Source organism: Lichenihabitans psoromatis, from assembly GCF_004323635.1.
In the GTDB taxonomy this organism is placed as follows: Bacteria; Pseudomonadota; Alphaproteobacteria; order Rhizobiales; family Beijerinckiaceae; genus Lichenihabitans; species Lichenihabitans psoromatis.
Window position 1 is genome coordinate 3,328,082 of record NZ_CP036515.1, and the last position, 22,830, is coordinate 3,350,911.

The following is a 22,830-nucleotide window of genomic DNA, read 5'->3' on the forward strand; positions in this document are numbered from 1 at the left end:
GATTCGGCGCGACCGACAACGTCGGCGGTGCGGCTGTCCGGACAAACGATCTGGTCGTCGCTCTTCGTACCTTGGAAAAGAGCCGACAATGGCACTACGTCCGACATGGCAAGGCCACCTGAGATTGTCCCTGGTGACGTGCCCGGTGGCGCTTTACACGGCCACCAATGCTGCGGGCGACGTGCATTTCCATCTGCTCAATCCCAAGACGAAAAACCGCATCAAGATGATCACCACCGACCCGGACACGGGGCCGGTCGAGCGGTCGAGCTTGGTCAAAGGTTTTGAGGTCGAGAAGGGCGAGTATATTCTCGTGACCGACGAGGAGATCAAATCGGTCAAGCTGGAAAGCACCAAGACCATCGACATCGAACGGTTCGTGCCGGCCGATGAAATCGACCGGATTTATTGGGACCACCCCTATTTTCTCGCGCCTGACGGCAAGATGGCGCAGGAGGCTTTCGGCGTCATCCGAGAGGCGATGCGGCGCTCCGGACAGATCGCCCTTGGGCGTGTCGTGCTCTCGACCCGCGAACGGATCATGGCGCTCGAGCCGCGCGATCAGGGTATTCTCGCCTATTCGCTGCGGACCGCAGACGAGGTGAGAAGCGCCAAAGATCTATTCGGCGCCATCAGCGACGATGAACCGGATGCCTCGATGATCGCAATCGCCGAAAAGATAATCGAGCAAAAGGAAGGACCATTCGATCCCAGCCAATTCAAGGATCGATATGAGGAGGCCCTCAAAGCCTTGATCGCCGACAAGCAGAAGGGCCACAAGTCCGTGGCGGCTACGCCCCCGTCCGAGACTAACGTGATCGATCTGATGGCCGCCTTGAAGGCCAGTATTGCCCGGAAAGACGGTGCTGTTTCGAGCGGCAAAGCCGCCAAGGCAGGCGGCGAGACGGCCACCAAAGCCAAGACGAAGGACGCGGATCGCAAAGCGGCGCCGCGCCGCCGCAAAGCGACGTGACAACGCCGGCCCGTTAATCAGTGCCGCCCGCTTTGCGATAGGCCACAGCGGCGGCATCCAAGTCCTTTTCGGCGGTTCGTCTGCAGGCATCCCAGCGGGACTGCGCCTCTGCGACGTCCCGCGCGAGATCCGTCCGCCGCTGCTCGAACGCCTGCGTCTGCCGGTGGCGCTCATCCTCCAGGGTCCGCATAGCCGCCTCGGCCGCATCGAGCCGTCTCCGGTCCGGCGGTGGTGGCTGCGGTTTCGGAGCGGGTTTTGGGCTTGCCCGAACGACTTGCGCCGCAGCTGTGGCGGGTGCCGCTTGTCTTCTAGCCGCCTTTTTTTCGCGCGATGGCGGCAAATCCGGTATGTGCGGCAGGCCCGGCTTTAAGCCGAAGGGATCGGTCGACCCGACCGCGCGTTTGAGCGGCACGTCCGGCTGGACAAAGCGGCCGCGATGGCCGCTTCATCGGTCGCGACATGGGCCTGCCCCTCGGCAAACAAATTTTGATGCGTTTCCCAGGCCCGTAGAGCGGCCTTCTGGTTCGCTGCCGCCACCACCGAATCGTAGAAGCCGAATTGCGCTTGGTAGACCTTGAGGCTCTTGGCCATGGGGACGTCCTCTTCTCGGTCGCGCGACGTTACCCAAGAGCGCTCGTCGGCGTCGACCCCGTTGATCAAGAGCAGCGCCGAAACATCGGACCTCGGACGCATCAAACGACGACGAACAGACAGATCATCCTTGCGTCCTGATAATATACATTATATATAACTGTATATCAACAGAAGGGACGATCGATGCAACCCGTGAGGATAAGTGACCGCCTGTCGGTCGTGCCGCAGCCGAGCCCGGACGAGTTTGCGGCCTTTGCCGCCGCTGGCTACGCGGCTTTGGTCAATGCGCGTCCGGATGGCGAAGAGAACGGACAGCCCGGAAATGCCGCCGAGCGAGCTGCAGCTGACGGGGCCGGGATGGCCTATCGCTTCATCCCTGTCATGGGATCGAACATCACCACAGCGGACGTCCGCGCCTTTCAAGAGGCTGTCGCGCAAGCCAAGGGGCCGACTCTCGCGCATTGTAAGACCGGGCTGCGGGCCTTGATGCTCCATGTGATCGGCGAAGTGTTGGATCACCGGATGGCGCGCGAGGATGTGGACAGCTTCGGCAGCCGCCACGGCTTCGACCTGTCCGGCGCCGGTCGTTGGCTGGATCGTGAGGCCAAGCGCGTTCCGGTCGTCGAAGGCTTCTTCGATCAGCGGACCCGGAGCATTCAATATGTGGTGTCCGATCCAACAACGAAGCGATGCGCCATCGTCGATCCCGTTCTCGATTTCGACGAGCGTTCTGGTGCGACCGGCACCACCAACGCCGATGCTCTGTTGGCTTACGTCGAGGCGCATGAACTGACAGTCGACTGGATTCTCGACACGCATCCCCATGCGGATCATTTCTCAGCCGCGACCTATCTCAAGGGCAAGACGGGAGCTCCGATCGCGATCGGGGCCCGCGTGACCAGCATGCAGACGCTCTGGCAGAGCCTCTACAACTGGCCCGCGCTCGCGACCGACGGGTCTCAGTGGGACCGGCTGTTCACGGCCGGCGATACGTTCCAGATCGGCTCGATCGAGGCCCGTGTTCTCTCTTCGCCCGGCCACACGCTGGCCTCCATCACGTATCTGATCGGCGACGCGGCTTTTGTCCATGACACAGTCTTCATGCCCGACTCCGGCACCGCTCGGGTGGATTTCCCTGGCGGGAGCGCTTCAGATCTGTGGCACTCCATCCAGGAGATCCTCGGCTTGCCGGACGAGACGCGCTTGTTTACCGGCCACGATTATCAGCCCGGCGGCCGACATCCGCGCTGGGAAAGCTCCGTCGCCGATCAGAAGCGCGCCAACCCGCATCTCAACGGCATATCCGAAGCCGAATTCGTGACGCTTCGCGAGTCGCGCGACAAGACGCTGCCGATGCCGAAGCTCATTCTCCACGCGCTGCAGGTCAACTTACGCGGCGGCCGCCTGCCGGAGCCCGAAGCCAACGGCACCCGCTATCTCAAATTTCCACTCGATGTGCTGGTCGGATCGACATGGTAACCGCCCCCGATTTAGCTATGCCGCCCCGCATGACGCGCCAGGATATGGAAAAGCGCGCCGGCGAAGTCGCCAACCTGTTGAAGACCTTATCGCATCCGGTTCGATTGATGCTCGTCTGCACGCTGGTCGAGGGAGAATATTCCGTTGGGGCGCTGGAGGAGCAGATCGGGATCGGCCAGCCGACCCTGTCTCAACAACTCGCCGTCCTACGGGATGCGGGCATCGTCGAGACGCGACGCGAGGCCAAGCAGATTTTCTACAGGCTGACGGAAGCCAAGGCCGCCCAATTGGTCGGTGCGCTTTATTCGATTTTCTGTGCACCGGACGACAAGACATGAGCGCGCTTTTGCAGCCACTTTTTGGCGGGATGCTGCTCGGCTGTTCGGCGTTGCTGCTGCTGCTTTTCAATGGCCGGATCGTCGGGATCAGCGGCATCGTTGGGCGGTTGCTGCAAGGCGAGAGGCTGATCGAGAATGCGGCTTTCGTGATTGGCCTCCTTCTCGGGCCGATCGCCAATGCGGCGAGCTTCGGTGGGTTTCCCATCGTGACGATCGCGACCGCCTGGCCTGTCGTCATGGTGGCCGGTCTTCTGGTGGGTTTCGGCACGCGGATGGGGTCGGGTTGCACCTCCGGCCACGGGATCGTCGGTCTCGCGCGGTTCTCTCGCCGTTCCATGGCGGCGGTCGCGACCTTCCTGTCTGCAGGGATCTGTGTCGCAACGCTGACAGGATTGGTCCGATGACCGGTCGCGCCGCTCTCCGTCTGATCGTTGTGCTGCTCGCCGGCCTCTGCTTCGGCTTCGGTCTGTCCGTTTCCGGTATGGTCAATCCCGGTCGCGTCCTCGGCTTCCTCGATGTCGCGAGCGGCCATTGGGACCCGAGCTTGATGGTCGTTCTCGCCGGAGCCGTGATGGTGACGATCCCGGGGGTCCTGCTGCAACGCAGGCTATCCCACCCCGTGCTCGATCAGCGCTTTCATCTGCCTCAAAATCGCGTCATCGATCGGCGGCTTCTCGTCGGCTCGGCGATCTTCGGAGCCGGTTGGGGCCTGGCCGGTTTCTGTCCCGGGCCGGCCGTCGCCAGTCTGGTGATCGGGTCCGGTCCGATCGTCCTGTTCGTCGCGACGATGCTGGTCGGAATGATCGCCCATGACCGCCTCGTCGGCAGGCGGTCGGCATGAGCCTGCACATGCTCATCTCGGCTGTCGGCTCGGGCAGCATCGTCGGCTTCACGCTCGGGCTGGTCGGTGGTGGCGGTTCCATCCTTGCGACGCCACTCCTGCTTTATGTCGTCGGCGTCACCAATCCGCATGTGGCGATCGGGACGAGCGCGTTGTCCGTCTCGGTCAACGCCTATGTCAATTTTGCGGCTCATGCGCGGAAAGGTCATGTGTGGTGGCGTTGTGCCGTCGTCTTCGCGGTCACCGGAACGGTCGGCGCTCTTGTCGGGTCAAGCCTCGGTCAGCTCGTCGATGGTCGGCATTTGCTGTTTCTTTTCGGGCTTTTGATGATCGCGGTCGGCCTATTGATGCTGCGCTCGACGACCCCCGCGAGCAGCACGCCCAGGCCTGTCGATCTCCGCATGTGCCTGATCACAGGAATCACGGCCATGCTCGCGGGGGCGGCCTCCGGATTTTTCGGGATCGGCGGTGGCTTTCTCATCGTGCCGGCGCTGATCGTCGCGACCGGCATGCCGACCATCAACGCCATCGGGTCGTCGCTGTTGGCCGTCGGCACCTTCGGGCTGGCGACCGCGCTCAACTACGCCAGTTCAGGCCTGATCGATTGGATGCTTGCGGCTGAATTCATGGCCGGGGGCATCATCGGCGGGCTGTTCGGGACGTGGCTGGCAACGAAACTGGCGGCCCGCACGAACGTCCTCAGCCGCATCTTCGGCCTTCTGGTTCTCGTGGTCGCGGCTTACGTGATCTTGCGCAATCTACCGGGCGTCTCGGTCTGACGCGCCGGCTTCATGCGCGCGGACCTTTCGCGACGATCAGCTCCTGCTCGTCGCGCGCATCGTCCAGGGTCGCTCCGACGCCAGCCCCGTCGGCATGGTCGACTGAGAGGGGCTACGACCGACCGAAAGGTCAAGCTCGGATGGGGTGACATCGACACGCGTTGATGACCGTGATGGCCGATCCGGCCCTCCCATTCCTGTCCTCGCAGCAGCGGTGAAAAGAACCCCGTCTACGGTGGACAAGCGACCTCCGCTCGCACGCGTCTCTGGCACTCACCGACCGGCCGCTTTGAGGATGAGGTCGGCGATGGTTTGAGGGTGGGAGATCAGCGACAGATGGCTGGACTTGACCTCGATTGTCGTCGCGCCGATGCGCTTGGCCATGAACCGCTCCAGATCCGGGTCGATGGTCCGGTCCTCGGTCGAGACGGCATAGAAGCTTGGCTTGGACCGCCACGCCGCGACGGTCGTCTTGCCGGCCAGCAGGGCTTTGTGGAACGGCTCCTGGACGGCGTAAAGCACCCTCGCTTTTGCTTCCGGCAGATCGCCTGCGAAATCGCGCAGAAAAGCCTCTTCCGTGAGTCGTCCCTCATCGCCGTCGAATACAATCCCGGCGCTGGCGGGCGGTGTCGGAAAGGTCTTGGCGAGCGCCGCATAGTCTTCTCCGGCATCGGGGGCACGAGCGGCCACGTAGACCAGAGCGGAGACGTTGGGCTCTAAACCGGCCTCGGTGACGATCATGCCCGAGAAGGAATGGCCAACCAACACAGTCGGCCCGTCTTGCCGCGCCAGCACCCGTTTGGCTGACGCCACTGCGTCGTCGAGCGTGGTGAGCGGGTTCTGCACTGCTGTCGTGTTGAGGCCGGCGGCCTGCAATTTGGGGATGACCTCGGACCAGCATGATCCGTCAGCAAAGAGGCCGTGCACCAGCACGACGTTCCTGGCGACAGGACGGGATTGCGCCCCGGCGAGGCCAGAGCTGGCGGGAGCCAGCGCCGCGGCGGCCAGCAGCGTCGAAAAATCGCGACGAGTTATCATGAGATGGACTCCAGGGGATATGAAGGTCGACGGATAGCCACATGCCCCCAAGTCCCCTCTATGTGGTCCTCACAATGGCATAGACATGACGGGGACGCGGTTCGTTCATGTTGGGCCGTTTTCTGACGCGATAATCGAGCGGTCGCTCCAGGCGGTTGGAGCGGCGGGTCCGGCCGCGATGGTGGTTTTGAGGCGGCGTCGGTGGGGCAATGAGCGTGCAGCGCGACTCCGTCCGCGATGGCGCTGATCCTATCATGCGCGTTCGGCATCGCACCGTTTTCTGTCTCAACCTCTCACGGCGCGACGACCTTGAAGATGCGATGCACATGAGGGCATCATCGGCGGGATGTTCGAGACGTGGCTGGCAACGAGACTGTCGGCCCCCGCGAACGTCCTCAGCCGCATCTTCGGCCTTCTGGTTCTCGTGGTCGCGGCTTACGTGATCGTGCGCAAGCTACCAGGTGTCTCGATCTGACGCGCCGGCTTCACGCGCGCGGACCTTTCTCGACGATCAGCCATAGTTACGGCAATACGGGCACCAGTCCGTGCCGCAGCATAATCTCGCGCAACACCTCCGGGTCAGGCTTGCCTGCTGCGACGACGGCGCCGAATTCGCGGAAATATTCCGGGCCGAGCACGCCCGGTGTCAGCATGCACAGGCAGGTCGCCAGCGTGCCACCGCGGTTCTCGAAGCCATGCACTGTTCCACGCGGAATGAAGAGCGTATCGCCGGGATCGAGCGTCATCGGCTTGCCGTCAACGTGGAACATCAAGGTGCCGCGCAATCCGTAAACAGTCTCGTCCCAGTTGCGGTGATAGTGTGGCACGGGCATCCGCCCCTCCCACGCCACGTCCATTTCGAACATGTCGAGGCTGCCGGCGGTGTCGTGTTTGCTGCGCAGGAAGCGCAGGACGATCGGGCCGATCTGGATTGTCTCAGTCATTTATGGACCCTCCCCATTATAGCCCGGCCGTCGAACGGCTTGAACCGTTTTTGTTGAACCTGGCTTTGGTCCAGGCGAATTCAAGAAAGTAAGCCATCATACAGTCCTCAGTTCATCCCGTGAGCACAAGATACATCGGCGCAGTACTGGGCGATTATGCGCGACACTGTAGGCTGGCTGACATTGTAAAACCGAGCCATGTCAGCGCCTGATTTGCAACCCGGCGATGACGCTTTCGGCAATCTCGCGCCGATTGGCGGGGTCTAGCTTCCTGCGCCGGCCGCCTATACGCCCCTCTGCCCGGGCGACAGCCAGGCCCGCGGACGTGCGCTCGCGGAAAGGCATTAGGCCAAGTGAGTGAGTAACGGTCGGGAATCAGCGTGTCGCCTCCGCGGGTCGCTCGCCGCGTTCCGCGAGCGCTTCTAGGTCGGGAATGAGCTCGGCCATGATCTCGGACCGCGTGTACTCTCAACCCTGCAGGAGGTCGTGATGGAATCGCGGGGCGTTGACGCGCCAAAATCCAGGACGGTTTTTCCAGCTTTCCCACTACTCGCCTCGACGAGGCCGGGCGAGATCGACGTGCGTCACGATGCGCTCACTCATCGTGGAGGGATCGGCAAAGGCGGAGCGCGGGGCAGTTGCGGCGATACGCGCGTGCTCGCGCTCCTCGATGGTCGGACGGGGCAGGGGCTTTCGCATGCACGCGCTCAGGCCGACGCCCCCGCACCCAGGCTTGCCCCAGGATAGTCCGAACGCAGGACATGCATCTCGACCGTTCGAGAAAGCCGGATAATTGTTCCCGGCTGGGGTGTTTGGCGGGGGGAGACGTTGCTTCGCTCGGATTTGTGAGCATCAGCAATAGGACTTGGCGGAAGGGGTGAGATTCGCATCCTGAAAAATTTGCAAAATTCGATTGAGAAATCAATTATATCGATCTTTCTATTTCGGTCAGTGTTGCACGTTTTGTTGCGCAAAATATGAGAGCGATTGTGTGGTTGGGCGCTTCTCTCCGCAGTCGTCGCAGCTTCTGACAATCGCATCATCATCAGCTTGGAAGGCTCTATGGTTTGCGAGCAAGATCAACGCTCATTCGGAAAAAAGTGACGTCCAAACGTAAGCTAATTGGACGGCTTTTCCGAACGACTTAGCCACGCTGTCTCGGCATCTCCTCGAACACTGCACTGCATCGCGGCGTGTGTTCCCGCCGGCCGGGGCAGTCCACCGAAACCATGTTGATCAGCGCTGGTAACGGCAGATCGGGCCCGTGCCGGGCCAGTAGGCGCGCCACGTTGAGCACGCCACGGCGGCCGCACGGAGTGCAGATGATCGCGACCGTTGGCCCTGACAGGTCTCCCAGCCGCGGCATGTGGTACTGGGTCGGAAGCTGTGGCTTGGTTCTGACGGACTTTGCCGGCTGGTCGGCAGGAGGTCGGTCAATATCCCAGTCCGTAAAGCGGATGCCGCAGCGAGCCTGATAGGGGCGCGGCGCTCGGCCGGAGTGATTCCACGGGCAATCGGCAGCCAGCGCGTTGAGCAGGGCCTCGAGCTCCATCTCCGACCCGAATCGGTACGCCAGCCGCGCCAGACGGTAGCGGCCTCGACGGGCGCAGAGCTTGCAACTGATTTGCACCTGGACCCACGGCCAGTCGGAGAGACGAGAGGGAGGCTTGCCCATCGGTGGAAATGAGAACAAAATAGGAACAAGAGCAACCCCTGGGAGCGTCGCATATGCCGATCACCTACCATGTCGTCGTACCGTTCGATCGGAGTGACGAGGGCGATCTCGTCGCCGGCGAGGCGCTTGAGGCGCCAAACAGCGACATTGCACGACGCCGTGCCCAGGCTTTGGTGCCGACCCATGTCGGCGCTCTCGCGTTCTCTCGCACCGGAGATCCGGATAGTGGAGAGTTCGCCGATGCGGTGGTGACGGCTGAGTTCGGCGAGGTCGACAAGGGTTCCTTGTTCGGGTGAGGCTCGACCCGGACACGCGCGGCCGATAACCTCCATCCCATGTGCAACCTCTACAGTCACACCAAAGGCCCGACCGCGATCATCGAGTTCACGCGAGCGCTGGTCAACCACGCGGGCAACTTGCCGCCGCAGCATGGCATCTTTCCGGACTATTCGGCGCCGATTGTGCGAAACTCCGTTGCGGGCCGGGAGCTGACGATGGCCCGCTGGGGAATGCCGTCGTCAAGGCAAGCGCTGTTCGAGGCGACCAAGAAGCGTGCCGAGAAGCTCGAGGACAAAGGCAAGACGGTGGACTTCCCAGCGCTGCTGCGCATGGAGCCGGACGGCGGGACGACGAACATCCGGAACACGGCGTCTGCCCATTGGAAGCGCTGGCTCGGACCGGAGAACCGCTGCGTCGTGCCGTTCACCAGCTTCAGCGAGTTCAACCGCGACGCGGGCGGCGAAATCTGGTTCGCGCTTGATGAAAGCCGGCCGTTGGCCTTCTTCGCCGGGATCTGGACCACGTGGACATCGGTGCGGAAGGTTCGCGAGGGCGAGGTCGCGGCTGACCTATTCGGGTTTCTCACGACGATGCCGAACGCCGAGGTCGGCGCTGTCCACCTAAAAGCAATGCCGGTAATTCTCACAACACCCGACGAGGTCGATCAATGGATGACGGCGCCGACGCCGGACGCTCTAAAGCTGCAGCGTCCCTTGTTCGATGGAACGCTGCAGATCGTAGCGCGCGGGATCAAGAAGGACGGGGAGCAGGAGGTCGCATGAGGAGCCTCCGCTTCTACCGGGTCGCTCTGGGTCTTTCTCTTGGAGCGAACGTGCTGCTGATCTTGGGAATTTGGGCATACCTCCACTTCGAAGGGGTGCTGTCGATCATCGAGGAAGTGGTCGGAATTTGGGGCTGACCGCTTCCGTTGCGAGCCTGGGCCGATGACGCTCGACAGCTCGCCGTTTCTGTTACATCCTCGGCTTCGCGCGAGCGGGCTGCCGTGGCAGTTGGGATCATCTGTCCGAACCGGAGTCCCTTCCGCTCGCGTACGCTCGCAAGGTTCATCAATCGGTATGGCACGACCTAAGAGATCGCTTCATCGGCAATATGGAGCCGTGCCTTTCCGATTTGACCAAGACGGCTTGCTCGAGGTGATGCTTGTTACATCGCGAGATACCGGCAGATGGATTGTTCCAAAAGGTTGGCCAATTGCAAAGCTGAAGCCGCGCCAGGTCGCTGCTCGAGAGGCGTGGGAAGAGGCTGGTTTGAAGGGGCGGATTGTTGGCAAAAAAGCACTCGGCCGCTTCCGCTACATGAAAGCGATTGAGGACGAGCAGCCGATCGAGTGCGAGTTGACGCTGTTTGCGCTGCAAGTCTCAAAACAGAGCAAGTCGTGGCCTGAAAGGCGACAGCGAAAAACTGAATGGTTCGGTGTGGATGCGGCAGTCGCGCTCGCTTCTGACCCAGGCCTGCGCAAGATCCTGACGGACCTACCGGCTTCTCTCAGGACGCTCCTCAGTACGGCGCCGCTCCGAACCGCGGGTTCAAGGCCCAAACGCAAGTCTGATCGAGCGGCAGCTTGATGTAGGCGAGATGAAGCTCCTGCTCGTCACGCAGATGTTCCAGGGTCGCCACGACGCCGATCCGCTTCGGCAAGCCTGCTCTGGTTCGCAATCGGGGTAGTTACAAACCTGACGAGCTCGGTTTCCACGCTACAGGCAATCTTTTTCATCGGGCGCGCGTTGATCGAAATGGAAAAAAAGCACCCACCGATCCTCGATGCCTCTGCCGTGATCTTCGACGTGGACGGAACGCTCGTGAGCACCGTCGATTTTCACGCGGAGGCTTGGCAGAAAGCCTTCGCAAAATTTGGATTTCAGTTCGAGGTCGAGAAGATCAGATCTCAGATCGGGAAGGGAGGCGATCAACTCATGCCTGTCTTCCTTAAGCCGGACGAGATCGACAAACACGGTAAAGAAATTGACGCCGCTCGACAAGAATTGGTTGAGCGGGTGTACTTTCCTCAGGTCGTCGGCTTTCCGAAAGTTCGTGAGCTGTTCGATTTCCTGATCGAGCGGGGCATAAAAGTCGCGCTCGGGTCCTCGGCGAAGACGGACGACTTAAAAGTCTATAAGCGAGCCGCGGGGATCGAAGACCTGAAGATGACCGAGACCACATCGGAGGACGCTGAGAGGTCGAAGCCACGTCCAGACATCTTCAACGCCGCCCTCGATCGCCTAAAGATCGAGCCGACTCGCGTTATGGTGGTTGGGGACACGCCTTATGACGTCGAGGCCGCGACGAAGGCTGGTATGGCAACAACCGGCTTATTGTGCGGCGGTTTCCCCGAAGCGTCATTGAGGGACGCGGGTGCCGTCGATATTTACCAGGATCCAGAGGGTCTCCTGACCGCCCTAAAGGCTGCTCGAGATGCAAGTTAACGCGATAATGCTCCTCGCGCGATCGTGCGAGCATCAAGGCTTCCGATCCCTCTGCGTCAGTCCCGGTCGTGACTTCGGCCGCCACCGCGTCTTCGGGCTGTCGCCAGATCGCGGCGGGTAAAGCTGGTAGCCGACCACACCCGCGTCCTGAAAATGCGGCCTCCATTCACCATCTTCCACCTCGAACATGCGATAGGTACCCGTCCGAGGTTCCAGCAGAGGTCCGAAGCGCTTCTCGGCCTCGTCGAGCGTGATTGTGATCATGGTGGCCTCCAGCGGAGCGAGTGTGCTGGAGGGGCGTTGAAACTGGGTTAAGCTGCAGATATCTCGGCTGTGGCCTCTCAGGCCTGCTTCAAGCCGCGCGGTACGACTCCACGTTCTTCGACGCCCCGCGCAATTGTTCACCCGACGGATCATTGCCTTTCCACCTTTCACGGATGAGGCGCTAGCTCATCAGCTTTGGCCCCGATAACTGCCCTTCTCGGAACCAGAGCCACTGAGAGCCAATAGCAGTCCTTCGTATCTAGCCGTGTAGCGGACATTCCTACTCGCATGGGATCTTGCGCTTGTAAGTCCCACCAAGGCCGCATTTTTCGTAGGCGTTCAGAATGCGAAGCGTGTCGAAGCCATTGATGATGCAGTAGGTCTTTAATTGACCCATGCGCGTCGCGTAGGCGCGCATCATTGCACGAACGGGCGACGTGATCTCATTACAGTGCTGAAGCACCATAAGGTCGGCTGGTTCGGAGAAGAGCCGATCAATCTGATCCCCGTTCTTGCCGAGATCAGCCAGCGTCATGGCGTGGAACTCCGCTGGGCCTTTGAATGCGAACTGCCGAGACTTGCTTTCGATCAATCTTCACTGAGGTAAACATGTCGGAGCGCTCTCCACCCCAGTCCTTGGGGACAGTTGGCTCTCCGAAAATCTCCACGAAGGCTTGGTTTACGTCAGCCTCAGGGACGGCACGAAGAAGATTGAGATCTGCCGCTGAACGCGGCTTGTCATATTCGCAAATCTTGGCGAACTCCCCGATCTCGGAAGGAAACGTCTCAAGACCCCAGTGCCATCGATCGCCAACGACACTCGGGCGGATTGGGTCCACGAGTGAGATGAAAGGATAAGCAATGACGTTAGGCACGATCCGGATTTCGGTATCGCTGACGCTCGCCGCAAATCCGAGGACGAGAACATCCTTTTGTCCTGATAGTTCAACCCAGGACGAACTCGATGTGAGGTGCTCATGGTGGAATTCGAAGCGTGCGATCAGGCCGGACTTCAAAACGTCGAGCTTCGCGTAGCCCGTGGCCAGCGGGACCGGTACTCCCCCCTTGCGAATCGCTCTATCAACCGATGATGGGCCCTTAAAAATGTATTTGGAGTAGTGGGTGAAGACTGCCCCTTGGCGCAGCTCATTTTTCAGGATGAGCTGATCGAGCGAAGGCGGCTTCGCAACGGTAACCAGGCGGCAAGCCGGCTTTTGAAGTACGCATGGGTCGCAAGTGTTTGAAGCTGATTGTGCAAATTGCTGATTGAGGCGAGCGTGGCTAGCTTGCTATCGTCGAAATCAATGCCAACGAGCTCAGCAACGCGGCGCAGGTTCAGGTACCAACAGGTCAAGTCGTAATCGTGGCGGTCATCCGATTGAGCCATTGGAGTATTACTCGCCTAGAGTCGACCGTGGCCGTTGCTCAGGCCTTCTCAATAGTATAGCGGTCGCGAGGTGTGTCGAATGTTATCGACGGACAGCATCGCCGGTGATGCGGAGAGTCATCACCCTACCAAGTGAACATTAATAGCTCGCGAGGGCCGGAACTGACGCCGCAAGCGCTGGCGCTCGCAGAATACATGCAACCGTATTGTATAGTGCTAAGCTCCCCGCTGTGCAGACGGTGTGGAGCTTTTGGCTTCGCTCTGCGGGAGAAGTGGCCGATGGCGCGGGTTCGTCACATCAATGTCAGGAACTTTCGCTGTATCCAGCAACTCAGCTGGACACCTTCGGTAGGCATCAACTGTCTGATCGGCCCTGGCGACTCCGGCAAGTCCACGATCCTGGACGCCATCGACCTCTGCCTTGGCGCCCGCCGGTCCCTAACGTTCACAGACGCTGATTTCTATCAATTAAATGTCACTGATCCAATTGTCATCACCGCCACGGTCGGCGAGCTTGACGACACGCTGAAGAGCATGGAATCCTACGGAAATTACCTGCGCAGCTTTAACGCCTCTAGCGGCGTGGTCGAGGATGAACCGGAAGCCCAGGCGGAAACCGTGCTCAGTATCCGCCTCACAGTGGGCAGCGACCTCGACCCCGTCTGGACCCTGGTGTCTGATCGCGCTGAAGCCGCCGGCCAATCTCGCTTCCTGACTTGGGCCGATCGTGCTCGGCTCGCGCCGAACCGGGTCGGTGCGCTCGCGGACCATAACCTCGCCTGGCGTCGGGGCTCGGTGCTCAACCGTCTGTCCGACGAGCGACCCGAAATGGCGGCCGCCCTGGCCGACGCCGCCCGTAACGCACGCGCGGCGTTTGGCGACCTTGCTGAAAACCAACTGGGCGGCACCCTGCGGATAGTCGAGGCCACGGCCCAGAGCCTGGGGATAACCGTCGGCGAGGGTTTGAAGGCGTTGCTCGACACTCACTCGGTCACCTTCAACGGCGGCTCTATCGCGCTCCACGGCGCTGATGGCGTGCCGCTTCGAGCGCTTGGGATCGGTTCAACCCGACTGCTCCTGGCCGGTCTCCAACGCCAAGCGGCTCGGGAGGCGACCGTGGTGCTAATCGATGAGCTTGAGCACGGCCTCGAGCCGCACCGCATCCTCCGGCTCCTTGGCTCGATCGGAGCGAAAGACGCCGAGCCTCCCTTGCAGGCCTTCATAACCACCCATTCACCTGTGGCTGTCCGTGAGCTCGGTGGCGACCAGTTGTTCGTCGTGCGGAACGTCGATGGCCGCCACCACGCGACATCGGTCGGGGTCGATGAGCACGTCCAGGGCACCATCAGGTTGTATCCTGAGGCTTTTCTCGCGCCGTCTGTCATCATCTGTGAAGGCGCCAGTGAAGTTGGTTTTGTACGCGGCATGGACCTGATCGGCCCCCATCGGGTGGTCCGGGTTGATTGTTAGTTCATGGTCGGCCTGGGCGCCACCCTGAGCATGGCCGGCGGAGATGGTCGGGGTTTCGCAGCCGGCCATGCGGCGAAGGCGGGCACGAAGACCTCCGGCGCCGGGGGCTTGTAGCCGATTGATCCGTGCGGGCGCACAGTATTGTAATGCCTTCTCCAGCTTTCGATGATGACCTGAGCTTCCTTGAGCGAGTAGAAGATCTCTCCGTCGAGCAGCTCGTCTCGGAAGCGAGCGTTGAACGACTCGACGTAGCCGTTCTCCCACGGGCTGCCTGGGGCAATATAGGCGGTCTTTGCTCCAACCGCCGTGATCCAGTCTTGCACAGCCTGGGCGATGAACTCGGGGCCGTTGTCCGAACGGATGTGACCAGGCACGCCGCGCAGGATGAACAGGTCGGACAGAACGTCAATGACGTCGGTCGAGTTGAGCTTGCGCGCGACCCGGATGGCCAGGCACTCCCGGGTGAACTCGTCGACGACATTGAGGGTCCTGAACTTGCGGCCGTCATGCGTGCGATCCTCGACAAAGTCGTACGACCAGACGTGATCGCGGTGCTCGGGCCGGAGGCGAATGCAGGAGCCGTCGTTGAGCCAGAGACGTCCCTTCTTCGGCTGCTTGGCCGGCACCTTCAGCCCTTCGCATCGCCAGATGCGCTCGACCCGCTTGTCGTTTACCAGCCACCCGGCATCGCGCAGCAACGCCGCGATCTTGCGATAGCCGTAGCGGCCGTACTGCCGCGCCAGCTCGATGATGTCGCCCGTCAACGCCTCTTCGTCGTCAAAGCCCCGCGGCGCCTTGCGCTGCGTCGAGCGGTGCTGACCGAGCGCCGCACAGACGCGGCGCTCGGAGACAGGCAAATGCTGTCGCACATGCTCGATGCAGACGCGCCGGCGCGCGGGGCTCAGAAGTTTCCCGAGGCCGCCTCCTTCAGAATCAGCTTGTCGAGCGTGAGGTCGGCGATCGCCTTGCGAAGCCGCATGTTCTCCGTCTCCAGCTCCTTCAGGCGCTTGACCTGGTCAAGCTTCAAGCCGCCGAACTCCTTCCGCCACCGGTAGTAGGTGACCTCGGTCACCCCGATCGAGCGAACCGAGTCCGCAACGGTCTTCCCCTGTGAGACCAACACGTCGACCTGACGCAGCTTGCTCACGATCTCTTCAGGCTTCGGTCGTCTTCCCATCGATCCATCCTCCAGGCTCGAAAGCCATACATCGGGATGGACCACTTCAAGGGGGGACGATCACCCGGCCGGGTTGCAGTTGAGACCTATTTTTCCGCTCTAGAGTTTTTACATCCACCGCTGCTCGGTGAGAGGTGTTGATCGCTGGCGAACGCTCCCGACGTCCGTAAAGGGTCGAGAGAAGCTAGTCGGCTCCGGGAATGTCGCTTATCGGAAGCTATTCGCCCGGTGCTTATGTCAGCCGATAGGCGGATAGCGGCTGTAGCCAAGTTTCGACGGCTTTGTCCTTCGCCATAGGACACCGGACATTCGAACCAGACTTATGCAACGGCAACATTGTTGATTAGCTGGAGGCCGCAATACCGCGCAAAAATCTTGATTTTCGCACCAGACCGCTTTGAGTGGTCAATAATTTCGCAGGCGTGCCTGGAATGAACTGCCGCCAAGGCCATCCATGATGGGACATTCCGGCCTGTCGTCTCCTTCGCAGGCATCGGCGAGGCCATGCAGCGCGCCGGCCATGTCGCGCATGTGCTCGATCTTCGTTTCCAGCTCGGCAATGTGCGCCTGGGCGATAGCCTTCACCTCGGAACTGCACCGGTTGCGGTCGCTCCACAGCGTCAGAAGTTCGCGAATGCGATTGAGGGGAAAGCCGAGATCGCGGGCGCGTCGGATAAATTTCAACCGGTGAACATCCGTCGTCGAGTAGCTGCGGTAATTACTGTCCTGCCGGGTGGCGGACGGAATGAGGTCGATCACCTCGTAGTGCCGGATCATCTTCGCCGTAACCCCGGACGCCTTAGCGGCTTGGCCAATTTGCATAAAACATCCTCTTACGATTGTCCTTGACCTTACTACTATGGGAAGGCGCACAACAATGGGAGAGGTCAAACCATGGATGATCATTCTCACGGCACCCCCACCGAGAATCATAGCTGCTGCGGCTGCGATAACGGTAAGCCAACACCTGCGGACTCTTCAGCGCAGCAGGTCAAGGACCCGGTTTGCGGGATGATGGTCGACCCGCTCAAGACAGCCCACAAGGCGGAGCATGACGGCAAGGATTATTTCTTCTGCTCGACCGGCTGCCGCACCAAGTTTACGGCTGATCCCGCGAAATACCTGAAGCCGGATCCGCACCAGGCGGAGCCGGTGCCGGCCGGCGCGATCTATACCTGCCCGATGCACCCGCAAATCCGGCAGGTCGGGCCGGGAAACTGTCCCATTTGCGGCATGACCCTGGAGCCGGTCACGGTCACGGCCGACGCGCCGCCCAATCACGAGCTGGCGGACATGTCGCGCCGCTTCTGGATCGGGCTCACCCTGACGTTGCCGGTGTTCGTGCTGGAAATGGGCAGCCACATACCCGCCCTCGGCCTGAACACGCTCGTTCCTCCGCACATCTCGACCTGGGTGCAGTTCGCTTTGTCGACACCCGTCGTTCTATGGGCGGGCTGGCCCTTTTTCCTGCGCGGCTGGGCTTCGGTCATCAACCGCAGCCTGAACATGTTCAGTCTGATCGCGCTCGGAACGGGTGCATCTTACCTCTATAGCGTGGTCGCGGCGTTCGCGCCTGGCGTCTTCCCTGCCGGCTTCCATGAAATGGGCGGCATGGTGCCGGTCTACTTCGAGCCGGCCGCCGTCATCGTCGTGCTGGTATTGCTCGGCCAGGTGCTGGAGCTGCGCGCCCGCGACCAGACCGGCGGCGCGATCCGCGCCCTGCTGAATCTCGCACCGAAAACCGCCTTGCGGGTAAAGGCCGGCAGCGACGATCAGGAAATCCCGCTCGATCAGGTGCATGTTGGCGATCTGCTGAGGGTCCGGCCGGGAAGCGGCGTGCCGGTCGATGGCGTCGTGACGGACGGCAACAGCGCCGTCGATGAATCCATGGTGACAGGCGAGTCCATGCCGGCCGCGAAGGAAACAGGCGCAAAGCTGATCGGCGGCACGGTCAACGGCACCGGCTCCCTGATCATGCAGGCGGACAAGATTGGCTCCGATACTATGCTGGCCCGCATCGTCCAGATGGTCGCCGAGGCGCAGCGCAGTCGCGCCCCCATTCAGCGCATGGCCGATATCGTCGCCAGCTTTTTTGTCCCCGCCGTGCTGGCCATCGCCGTGCTGGCCTTCATCGCCTGGGCCGTGTGGGGCCCGGCGCCGGCACGCGCCTACGCTCTGATCGCCGCCGTTTCGGTTCTCATCATCGCCTGCCCCTGCGCGCTTGGCCTCGCCACGCCCATGAGCATCGGGGTTGGCGTCGGCAAAGGGGCCGGTGCCGGTGTCCTGATCAAATCCGCCGAGGCGCTCGAGCGCATGGAAAAGGTCGACACACTGGTTGTGGACAAGACCGGAACCCTGACCGAGGGCAAGCCGAAGGTGACGGCTGTGCTGCCGGCAGGCGGGTTCGCGGAGAAAGACATTCTGACCATGGCGGCCAGCCTAGAGCGGTCGAGCGAGCATCCCCTGGCGGCCGCTATCGTGGCCGCTTCGCGCGAGCGCGGCCTCACGATCGAGGACCCTACGGACTTCGCTTCCGTCACGGGTAAGGGCGTTACTGGCAAAGTCAGGGATCGACTCGTGGCGCTTGGCAACAAAGCCCTGATGGACGGTCTCGGCATTCAGTTTGCCGACCTGAACGGCAAAGCCGACGATTTGCGCAGCAAGGGTGCCACGGCCCTGTTCATGGCCATCGACGGCAAACCCGGTGCGGTCATCGCCATTGCCGACCCCATCAAGGCCAGCACGCCCGCCGCGCTCGAAAAGCTGCACGCGGGGGGCATTCGCATCGTCATGCTGACGGGCGACAATGCGAGGACGGCTGAAGCCGTCGCGCGGACGCTCGGCATCAAGGAGGTGCAGGGCGACGTGTTGCCCGAGGACAAGCACCGCATCGTCAAAAAGCTAAAAACCGAGGGTCGCATCGTCGCCATGGCCGGCGACGGTGTGAACGACGCGCCCGCCCTCGCGGAGGCCGATGTCGGCATCGCCATGGGCACCGGTACGGAAGTCGCGATCCAGAGCGCGGGCATCACCCTGGTGAAAGGCGACCTGATGGGCATCGCCCGCGCTCGCTCGCTCAGCCAGATGACGATGCGCAACGTCCGCCAGAACCTGGTGTTTGCCTTCGCCTACAACGTGATCGGCATTCCGGTCGCGGCCGGGGTTCTCTACCCCGCCTTCGGCATCCTGCTCAGCCCGATCATCGCCGCGCTCGCCATGTCGCTCAGCTCAGTGTCGGTTATCCTCAACGCGCTGCGCCTTCGCTCTGCGCAGCTTTAGCGCCCGGCACGAGGACATCCCTCAATTCAGGCCCGGACAATTTGGGCCTGTAACCAAGGCGGCGAAGCCGCATCTACAGAGGAGAAACGCGCGATGAAGTTTTTGACAACTCTGGCCGGTCTGGCCCTTGCGGCAGCCCCGTCCGTGGCGATGGCGCAGCAGGCGATGAAGATGGATATGGGGGCCGACGCCACCCCGTCCGACAAGGCCTTTATGTCGTCCATGCAGACGATGACGAAGAACATGGACGTGAAGCCCACCGGCAACACGGACAAGGACTTCGTTTCGATGATGATGCCCCACCATCAGGGCGCGATCGACATGGCAAAGGTGGAGCTTCAGTACGGCAAGGACCCGATGCTGCGAAAATTGGCCACCAATATTGTCAAGGCGCAGGAAATGGAAATCGGCGAGATGAAAAGCTGGCAGGCCAAAAACGCCAAGTGAAAGGCGGAGTGATAACTTCCATTATGGCTGGTGCAAAACTCTTGAATTACGCACCTACTCTTTTGAACCATCCGGCCCGTCGTCGACCAGCACCTTAGCCAGTCCTACCTGACGTTTCTAAAGGGTTCAGTTTTGAAGACTTCAATGCGGGGCATCATAGACGGGTCACATGCCGGCCGCACCGCAATGGCCTTTGCCCTGCTTGTCGACCACCCAGATGCAGTCAGGCTCGGGATAGATCGGAAATACCCGGCCCCGCCGGCTTTCCATCGAATCGGCAGTGCCGAAACCCCAATAGTCGGCTTTATTCGCCTTCTTGAAACAGGTGAACGAGCCGCTCGGGCTAACCCCGTGCTCGGGTGCGAACTTCGGATAATAAAATCCCGTGCGGTGATCCGCCCATACGACACCGTCACCCGTGCAGCCGCCTTGTGCCGCAGCTTCATTCTCGAATGTCGGCACGGCCCCCAGGCCGTATTCGGAAGCGACAACGGGGCTGGGGCCGATCGGACGCGCCCCAGACCGGTTAAACGCTGGCGGATCTCGCCAACGACGCCCGAGGCCTCATCGAGGCGCTCGGCCTCGAGCACTACTATCTTGTCGGGCACTCGATGGGCGGTAAAGTGGCGCAGCTTGTCGCCTCGCGTCGTTCTTGCGGACTCGCCGGGCTGAGCCTGGTCGCCCCGTCGTCGCCGTCACCGTTGCACCTGCCGCTCGACGTCTGTCAGGGTATGGTCAGCGCCTACGCCAGTCGGGAGAGCATCATCGCGACCGTCGAGCAGGTGTTGGCGGCAAAACCACTAGCCCCAGAAGATCTCGAGGCGGTGGTGTTTGACAGTCTACGCGGCGCGTCCACAGCCAAGGCGGCGTGGACGCTTGCAGCAAGCCAGGAGGACATAAAGCACACTGTCTCCGCGATCGCCGTGCCGACGCTCGTCATCTCGGGTGAGGAGGATCTGGTCGATCCTACTTCAATCCTGAAGCAAGAACTGTTGCCGCGTATTCCGCAGGCGACGCTGCATATTTTGGCTGGCGTGGGCCACCTCTCCCCTTTGGAGGCGCCGCACGAGATCGCGAGCCTGATCCGCACGTTTGTCGCCCCGTTGGTCGGCTAACCACCCGTCCCACCCGAAGGAGTTTCTGATGTTCGAAACCGAAATCATTCGGATCCTTATCCTGCCACTCGGCATTATCAGCACCCACCTCATTCGAAGCCCCGCTGGCTGCATTCTTGTCGATGCAGGCATCCCTGGATCGGAGCGCAAAATCGGTCGTGCCCTTGCCCGGGTCGGTCTATCCTACCGCGATATCAAGCTGATCGTCGTGACCCAGGCGCACACCGATCATGCGGGCAGCGCCGCACGCCTACGCGACCTATCCGGGGCGCCCATCCTGGCCCACAGGGACGACGCGGATTTCTACCGCAGGAAGGCCGATGACCTTCCGCCCGACTGGCCGAGTCGGCAGGCTGTTCCTCAAAACGCCGATGCCGCACAATGCCTATGATGGCTTTGAACCCGATATCATGATGACCGATGGGGAAACAGTAAACCTCCTCGACTTCGGCATCGATGGGTCGTTCTGCATACCGGCGGCCATACGCCAGGTTCGATCTCGATCGAGCTGTCCTCGCAGAATGCACTAGTCGGCGATCTGATCGCATCGGGCATCCTGATCGGCGGCATCGCATTCACCGGCCGAGCCATTCGTCCTCCGTTCGAGGACGACCCGGGCAGGGTCGCTCGCGAACTGGAACGTCTCGTGAGGCGTGGAGCAAAGCGTTTTTACATGGGACTTGGTTGTCTATCGAATGTGGCAGAGGTCGTGCGGCAAGCCCGCATCTTGGTAGAGCTGGGAACCGAAAGATGTGTGACCGGCCATTGCAATCAATCGCATTGAGATGGCACGGCCACCGACCCGACGCATACAGGCTGCCATTGGTCGCGGCGTTTGCGTCCGGCTAGATCGATTAAGCTTACGAGAGCGGCTTCGTGTCCGGCCATCGGATTCGGTCGTGAGCTGCTTTTTACAGCAACCAGCGCGAAGGGCAGCTTTTCTCACTCGAGGCTGGATACCGGACATTCCGCTCCCGGCCAGGATGCGCCAGCAGCTGCCGTTGGCTTGTCGCCCTAAAGCGGACCTTCGGCTTTGCGCCCAACACGCCCTTCAGCGGTCATGGCCCTGTTCCAGAGAGCAGCCGTTCGAATCGACGCGATTTGCACGAAAGTCGCGCGGCTCGCGTGGCCCGATCTCGATGACCCGTATGCGGACGGTTGGCTTGTAGCATCGCTCGATGTTGTCGAATACGTCGGCGGAAGCGTCGTTGTTGGGGATGATGCATGGCGCCGCAAGTTCCGCCTTCCAAATTAGCGCCAGCTCATAGGCCCTCGATCTCAGCCGCTACCAGCCAAGATGCGTTCGATCTTGCGTCCTGCACGATGACGGACAAAAGCGCGTTCATGGAGTTCGTCGAACGGGCGATGACATAAAGGGCCGCCGCATGAGTAGTTTCCGAACCTCGGCAAGAATGGCGTGCCGCTCTAGCCTCTCCCTTTGAAACTGCGTGCCTTTGTCGCGTGCCGATTCAACGGCACTCTTCACAATGCCGTCACCAAAACATTCAGCTCGCACCGAAGCGCAGAGGGTCAGACCATGCTTTTGGCCGTATCAGCATTGAAGGGCTACGCCATCCTGGCGAGCGATGGCCGTATCGGCAGCGTCAGCGACGTTCTGTTCGATGACGAATCCTGGCGGCTTCGGTGGCTTGTCGTCGATACCGGAACCTGGCTGTCGGAACGCAAGGTCCTGGTTCATCCGTCAGCCATCGGGGAGGTCGATCACGACCGGCAGGAATTGCCGATCCGGATGTCGAAGGCGCAGATCGAACGTAGTCCCGACATCAGTCGGGATCGACCCGTCTCGCTGCAGATGCAGGGCCAGCTCTACGACTACTACGGATGGGATCCCGTCTGGGGCGGCAGCGGCTATTTCGGAGGCGGCTTGGGTCTGGTTGGCTCGTCGGGGTATTCAGGGATGGGAGCCACTCCGATGCCGAACGGCCATGGGTCTGACGACGGTGATCCGCATCTGCGCAGCACGACGGCCGTGACGGGTTCCCACCTCGAGGCGACCGACGGAGAAATCGGTCATGTCGAGAACATGCTGATCGATGATGCGGGCTGGGACGTTCGCTACCTCATTGTCGATACCAGGAACTGGTGGTTCGGACAGCACGTCCTGATCTCGCCCTACGCCGTCAAGAGCATCTCCTGGTCGGATCGAACGATCCAGCTCGACGTCACGCGCGCGTCGGTCAAGGCAAGCCCGGCGTGGGTTCCGACCGCCATGATCGACCAAGTGTATGAGAAAAGGCTTCACAACCACTACGGCTGGCAGGGCTACGGGTTTTAGGAAAGGTTCGC

General features: G+C 61.4%; 29 protein-coding genes. 18 read left to right on the plus strand and 11 right to left on the minus strand.

Features of this window, described 5'->3' with window-relative positions; translation table 11 throughout:
- Nucleotides 1-88: 88 nt before the first annotated feature.
- Nucleotides 89-973 carry a non-homologous end joining protein Ku gene (ku, locus tag EY713_RS15480; protein ID WP_131116341.1) on the plus strand — a complete coding sequence of 295 codons (885 nt, stop codon included), beginning with the start codon at nucleotides 89-91 and terminating at the stop codon, nucleotides 971-973.
- A 13-nt stretch (nucleotides 974-986) separates the two neighbouring features.
- Here ku and EY713_RS22785 read toward each other — a convergent pair whose 3' ends face one another.
- Nucleotides 987-1,163: a hypothetical protein gene (locus EY713_RS22785; protein WP_165491148.1), complete on the minus strand. Its 177-nt coding sequence runs from the start codon at nucleotides 1,161-1,163 to the stop codon at nucleotides 987-989.
- Nucleotides 1,164-1,339: 176 nt separating this feature from the next.
- Nucleotides 1,340-1,564: a hypothetical protein gene (locus EY713_RS15485; protein ID WP_131116344.1), complete on the minus strand. Its 225-nt coding sequence runs from the start codon at nucleotides 1,562-1,564 to the stop codon at nucleotides 1,340-1,342.
- A gap of 186 nt (nucleotides 1,565-1,750) precedes the next feature.
- On the opposite strand from EY713_RS15485, the gene blh reads away from it, so the two are divergent.
- From blh to EY713_RS15510, 5 genes are read left to right on the plus strand one after another with little or no spacing between them, the layout of a single operon-like run.
- Nucleotides 1,751-3,046 carry a bifunctional sulfur transferase/dioxygenase Blh gene (gene blh / locus EY713_RS15490; RefSeq protein WP_131116347.1) on the plus strand — a complete coding sequence of 432 codons (1,296 nt, stop codon included), beginning with the start codon at nucleotides 1,751-1,753 and terminating at the stop codon, nucleotides 3,044-3,046.
- Nucleotides 3,047-3,063: 17 nt separating this feature from the next.
- Nucleotides 3,064-3,384 carry a sulfite-sensing transcriptional repressor BigR gene (bigR, locus tag EY713_RS15495; RefSeq protein ID WP_207388339.1) on the plus strand — a complete coding sequence of 107 codons (321 nt, stop codon included), beginning with the start codon at nucleotides 3,064-3,066 and terminating at the stop codon, nucleotides 3,382-3,384.
- Nucleotides 3,381-3,788, plus strand: coding sequence for a YeeE/YedE family protein (locus EY713_RS15500; RefSeq protein ID WP_131116353.1), 408 nt, complete (start codon nucleotides 3,381-3,383; stop codon nucleotides 3,786-3,788). Before bigR ends, EY713_RS15500 begins: the two co-directional genes overlap by 4 nt.
- The gene (locus EY713_RS15505) at nucleotides 3,785-4,225 is read left to right on the plus strand and encodes a YeeE/YedE family protein (RefSeq protein ID WP_131116356.1); all 441 of its coding nucleotides are present in this window, start codon (nucleotides 3,785-3,787) and stop codon (nucleotides 4,223-4,225) included. Before EY713_RS15500 ends, EY713_RS15505 begins: the two co-directional genes overlap by 4 nt.
- A complete protein-coding gene (locus tag EY713_RS15510) occupies nucleotides 4,222-5,004 on the plus strand; it encodes a sulfite exporter TauE/SafE family protein (RefSeq protein WP_131116359.1) in 783 nt (260 codons plus the stop codon). The genes EY713_RS15505 and EY713_RS15510 overlap by 4 nt, the downstream gene beginning before the upstream one ends.
- 273 nt (nucleotides 5,005-5,277) lie before the next feature.
- Here EY713_RS15510 and EY713_RS15515 read toward each other — a convergent pair whose 3' ends face one another.
- On the minus strand, nucleotides 5,278-6,042 hold the full coding sequence (locus tag EY713_RS15515) for an alpha/beta fold hydrolase (protein ID WP_131116362.1): 765 nt from the start codon (nucleotides 6,040-6,042) through the stop codon (nucleotides 5,278-5,280).
- A gap of 346 nt (nucleotides 6,043-6,388) precedes the next feature.
- Between EY713_RS15515 and EY713_RS23365 the strand changes: the two genes are divergently transcribed.
- Nucleotides 6,389-6,517, plus strand: a complete 129-nt coding sequence (locus tag EY713_RS23365; protein ID WP_281015358.1) for a hypothetical protein — start codon at nucleotides 6,389-6,391, stop codon at nucleotides 6,515-6,517.
- A 46-nt stretch (nucleotides 6,518-6,563) separates the two neighbouring features.
- On the opposite strand, the gene EY713_RS15520 is transcribed toward EY713_RS23365, so the two are convergent.
- Nucleotides 6,564-6,986: a cupin domain-containing protein gene (locus tag EY713_RS15520; RefSeq protein WP_131116365.1), complete on the minus strand. Its 423-nt coding sequence runs from the start codon at nucleotides 6,984-6,986 to the stop codon at nucleotides 6,564-6,566.
- Nucleotides 6,987-8,714: 1,728 nt separating this feature from the next.
- Between EY713_RS15520 and EY713_RS15530 the strand changes: the two genes are divergently transcribed.
- From EY713_RS15530 to EY713_RS15545, 5 genes are all read left to right on the plus strand, one after another.
- Nucleotides 8,715-8,957, plus strand: coding sequence for a hypothetical protein (locus EY713_RS15530; protein WP_131116368.1), 243 nt, complete (start codon nucleotides 8,715-8,717; stop codon nucleotides 8,955-8,957).
- A gap of 39 nt (nucleotides 8,958-8,996) precedes the next feature.
- Nucleotides 8,997-9,722 carry an SOS response-associated peptidase gene (locus tag EY713_RS15535; RefSeq protein WP_131116371.1) on the plus strand — a complete coding sequence of 242 codons (726 nt, stop codon included), beginning with the start codon at nucleotides 8,997-8,999 and terminating at the stop codon, nucleotides 9,720-9,722.
- Complete coding sequence (locus tag EY713_RS22790; RefSeq protein ID WP_165491149.1) at nucleotides 9,719-9,859, plus strand: hypothetical protein; 141 nt, start codon at nucleotides 9,719-9,721, stop codon at nucleotides 9,857-9,859. Before EY713_RS15535 ends, EY713_RS22790 begins: the two co-directional genes overlap by 4 nt.
- 235 nt (nucleotides 9,860-10,094) lie before the next feature.
- Complete coding sequence (locus EY713_RS15540) at nucleotides 10,095-10,526, plus strand: NUDIX hydrolase (protein ID WP_245573021.1); 432 nt, start codon at nucleotides 10,095-10,097, stop codon at nucleotides 10,524-10,526.
- 168 nt (nucleotides 10,527-10,694) lie between these two features.
- Entirely contained in the window at nucleotides 10,695-11,384 is a 690-nt protein-coding gene (locus EY713_RS15545; RefSeq protein WP_131119812.1) for an HAD family hydrolase, read from the plus strand.
- A 33-nt stretch (nucleotides 11,385-11,417) separates the two neighbouring features.
- Here the strand turns inward: EY713_RS15545 and EY713_RS15550 are convergent, their stop codons facing one another.
- From EY713_RS15550 to EY713_RS15565, 4 genes are all read right to left on the minus strand, one after another.
- The gene (locus EY713_RS15550) at nucleotides 11,418-11,648 is read right to left on the minus strand and encodes a hypothetical protein (protein WP_131116378.1); all 231 of its coding nucleotides are present in this window, start codon (nucleotides 11,646-11,648) and stop codon (nucleotides 11,418-11,420) included.
- Between the two features lie 280 nt (nucleotides 11,649-11,928).
- A complete protein-coding gene (locus EY713_RS15555) occupies nucleotides 11,929-12,183 on the minus strand; it encodes a hypothetical protein (RefSeq protein WP_131116381.1) in 255 nt (84 codons plus the stop codon).
- A complete protein-coding gene (locus EY713_RS15560) occupies nucleotides 12,170-12,664 on the minus strand; it encodes a hypothetical protein (protein WP_131116384.1) in 495 nt (164 codons plus the stop codon). Before EY713_RS15560 ends, EY713_RS15555 begins: the two co-directional genes overlap by 14 nt.
- A 137-nt stretch (nucleotides 12,665-12,801) precedes the next feature.
- Complete coding sequence (locus EY713_RS15565) at nucleotides 12,802-13,035, minus strand: hypothetical protein (RefSeq protein ID WP_131116387.1); 234 nt, start codon at nucleotides 13,033-13,035, stop codon at nucleotides 12,802-12,804.
- Between the two features lie 279 nt (nucleotides 13,036-13,314).
- Between EY713_RS15565 and EY713_RS15570 the strand changes: the two genes are divergently transcribed.
- The gene (locus tag EY713_RS15570) at nucleotides 13,315-14,505 is read left to right on the plus strand and encodes an ATP-dependent nuclease (RefSeq protein ID WP_131116391.1); all 1,191 of its coding nucleotides are present in this window, start codon (nucleotides 13,315-13,317) and stop codon (nucleotides 14,503-14,505) included.
- Here EY713_RS15570 and EY713_RS15575 read toward each other — a convergent pair.
- A protein-coding gene (locus tag EY713_RS15575; RefSeq protein WP_131113674.1) for an IS3 family transposase occupies nucleotides 14,502-15,682 on the minus strand; the annotation gives its coding sequence in 2 pieces (ribosomal slippage) (nucleotides 14,502-15,421 and nucleotides 15,421-15,682; 1,182 coding nt in all). The two genes, EY713_RS15570 and EY713_RS15575, sit on opposite strands and share 4 nt — an antisense overlap.
- A gap of 405 nt (nucleotides 15,683-16,087) precedes the next feature.
- A complete protein-coding gene (cueR, locus tag EY713_RS15580; protein WP_131116394.1) occupies nucleotides 16,088-16,504 on the minus strand; it encodes a Cu(I)-responsive transcriptional regulator in 417 nt (138 codons plus the stop codon).
- A gap of 72 nt (nucleotides 16,505-16,576) precedes the next feature.
- Here cueR and EY713_RS15585 point away from each other — a divergent pair, with 72 nt between their 5' ends.
- The gene (locus tag EY713_RS15585; protein WP_131116398.1) at nucleotides 16,577-18,961 is read left to right on the plus strand and encodes a heavy metal translocating P-type ATPase; all 2,385 of its coding nucleotides are present in this window, start codon (nucleotides 16,577-16,579) and stop codon (nucleotides 18,959-18,961) included.
- Nucleotides 18,962-19,054: 93 nt separating this feature from the next.
- A complete protein-coding gene (gene copM, locus EY713_RS15590) occupies nucleotides 19,055-19,408 on the plus strand; it encodes a CopM family metallochaperone (RefSeq protein ID WP_131116401.1) in 354 nt (117 codons plus the stop codon).
- A gap of 165 nt (nucleotides 19,409-19,573) precedes the next feature.
- Here the strand turns inward: copM and EY713_RS15595 are convergent, their stop codons facing one another.
- Entirely contained in the window at nucleotides 19,574-19,870 is a 297-nt protein-coding gene (locus EY713_RS15595) for a hypothetical protein (protein ID WP_131116404.1), read from the minus strand.
- A 104-nt stretch (nucleotides 19,871-19,974) separates the two neighbouring features.
- On the opposite strand from EY713_RS15595, the gene EY713_RS15600 reads away from it, so the two are divergent.
- The 3 genes from EY713_RS15600 to EY713_RS15610 all read left to right on the plus strand — a co-directional run bounded on the left by EY713_RS15600 (nucleotide 19,975) and on the right by EY713_RS15610 (nucleotide 22,819).
- A complete protein-coding gene (locus tag EY713_RS15600) occupies nucleotides 19,975-20,523 on the plus strand; it encodes an alpha/beta fold hydrolase (RefSeq protein ID WP_245573022.1) in 549 nt (182 codons plus the stop codon).
- Between the two features lie 28 nt (nucleotides 20,524-20,551).
- A complete protein-coding gene (locus EY713_RS22990) occupies nucleotides 20,552-20,914 on the plus strand; it encodes an MBL fold metallo-hydrolase (protein WP_210215278.1) in 363 nt (120 codons plus the stop codon).
- Nucleotides 20,915-22,060: 1,146 nt separating this feature from the next.
- Complete coding sequence (locus tag EY713_RS15610; protein ID WP_131116407.1) at nucleotides 22,061-22,819, plus strand: PRC-barrel domain-containing protein; 759 nt, start codon at nucleotides 22,061-22,063, stop codon at nucleotides 22,817-22,819.
- Nucleotides 22,820-22,830: the final 11 nt, after the last annotated feature.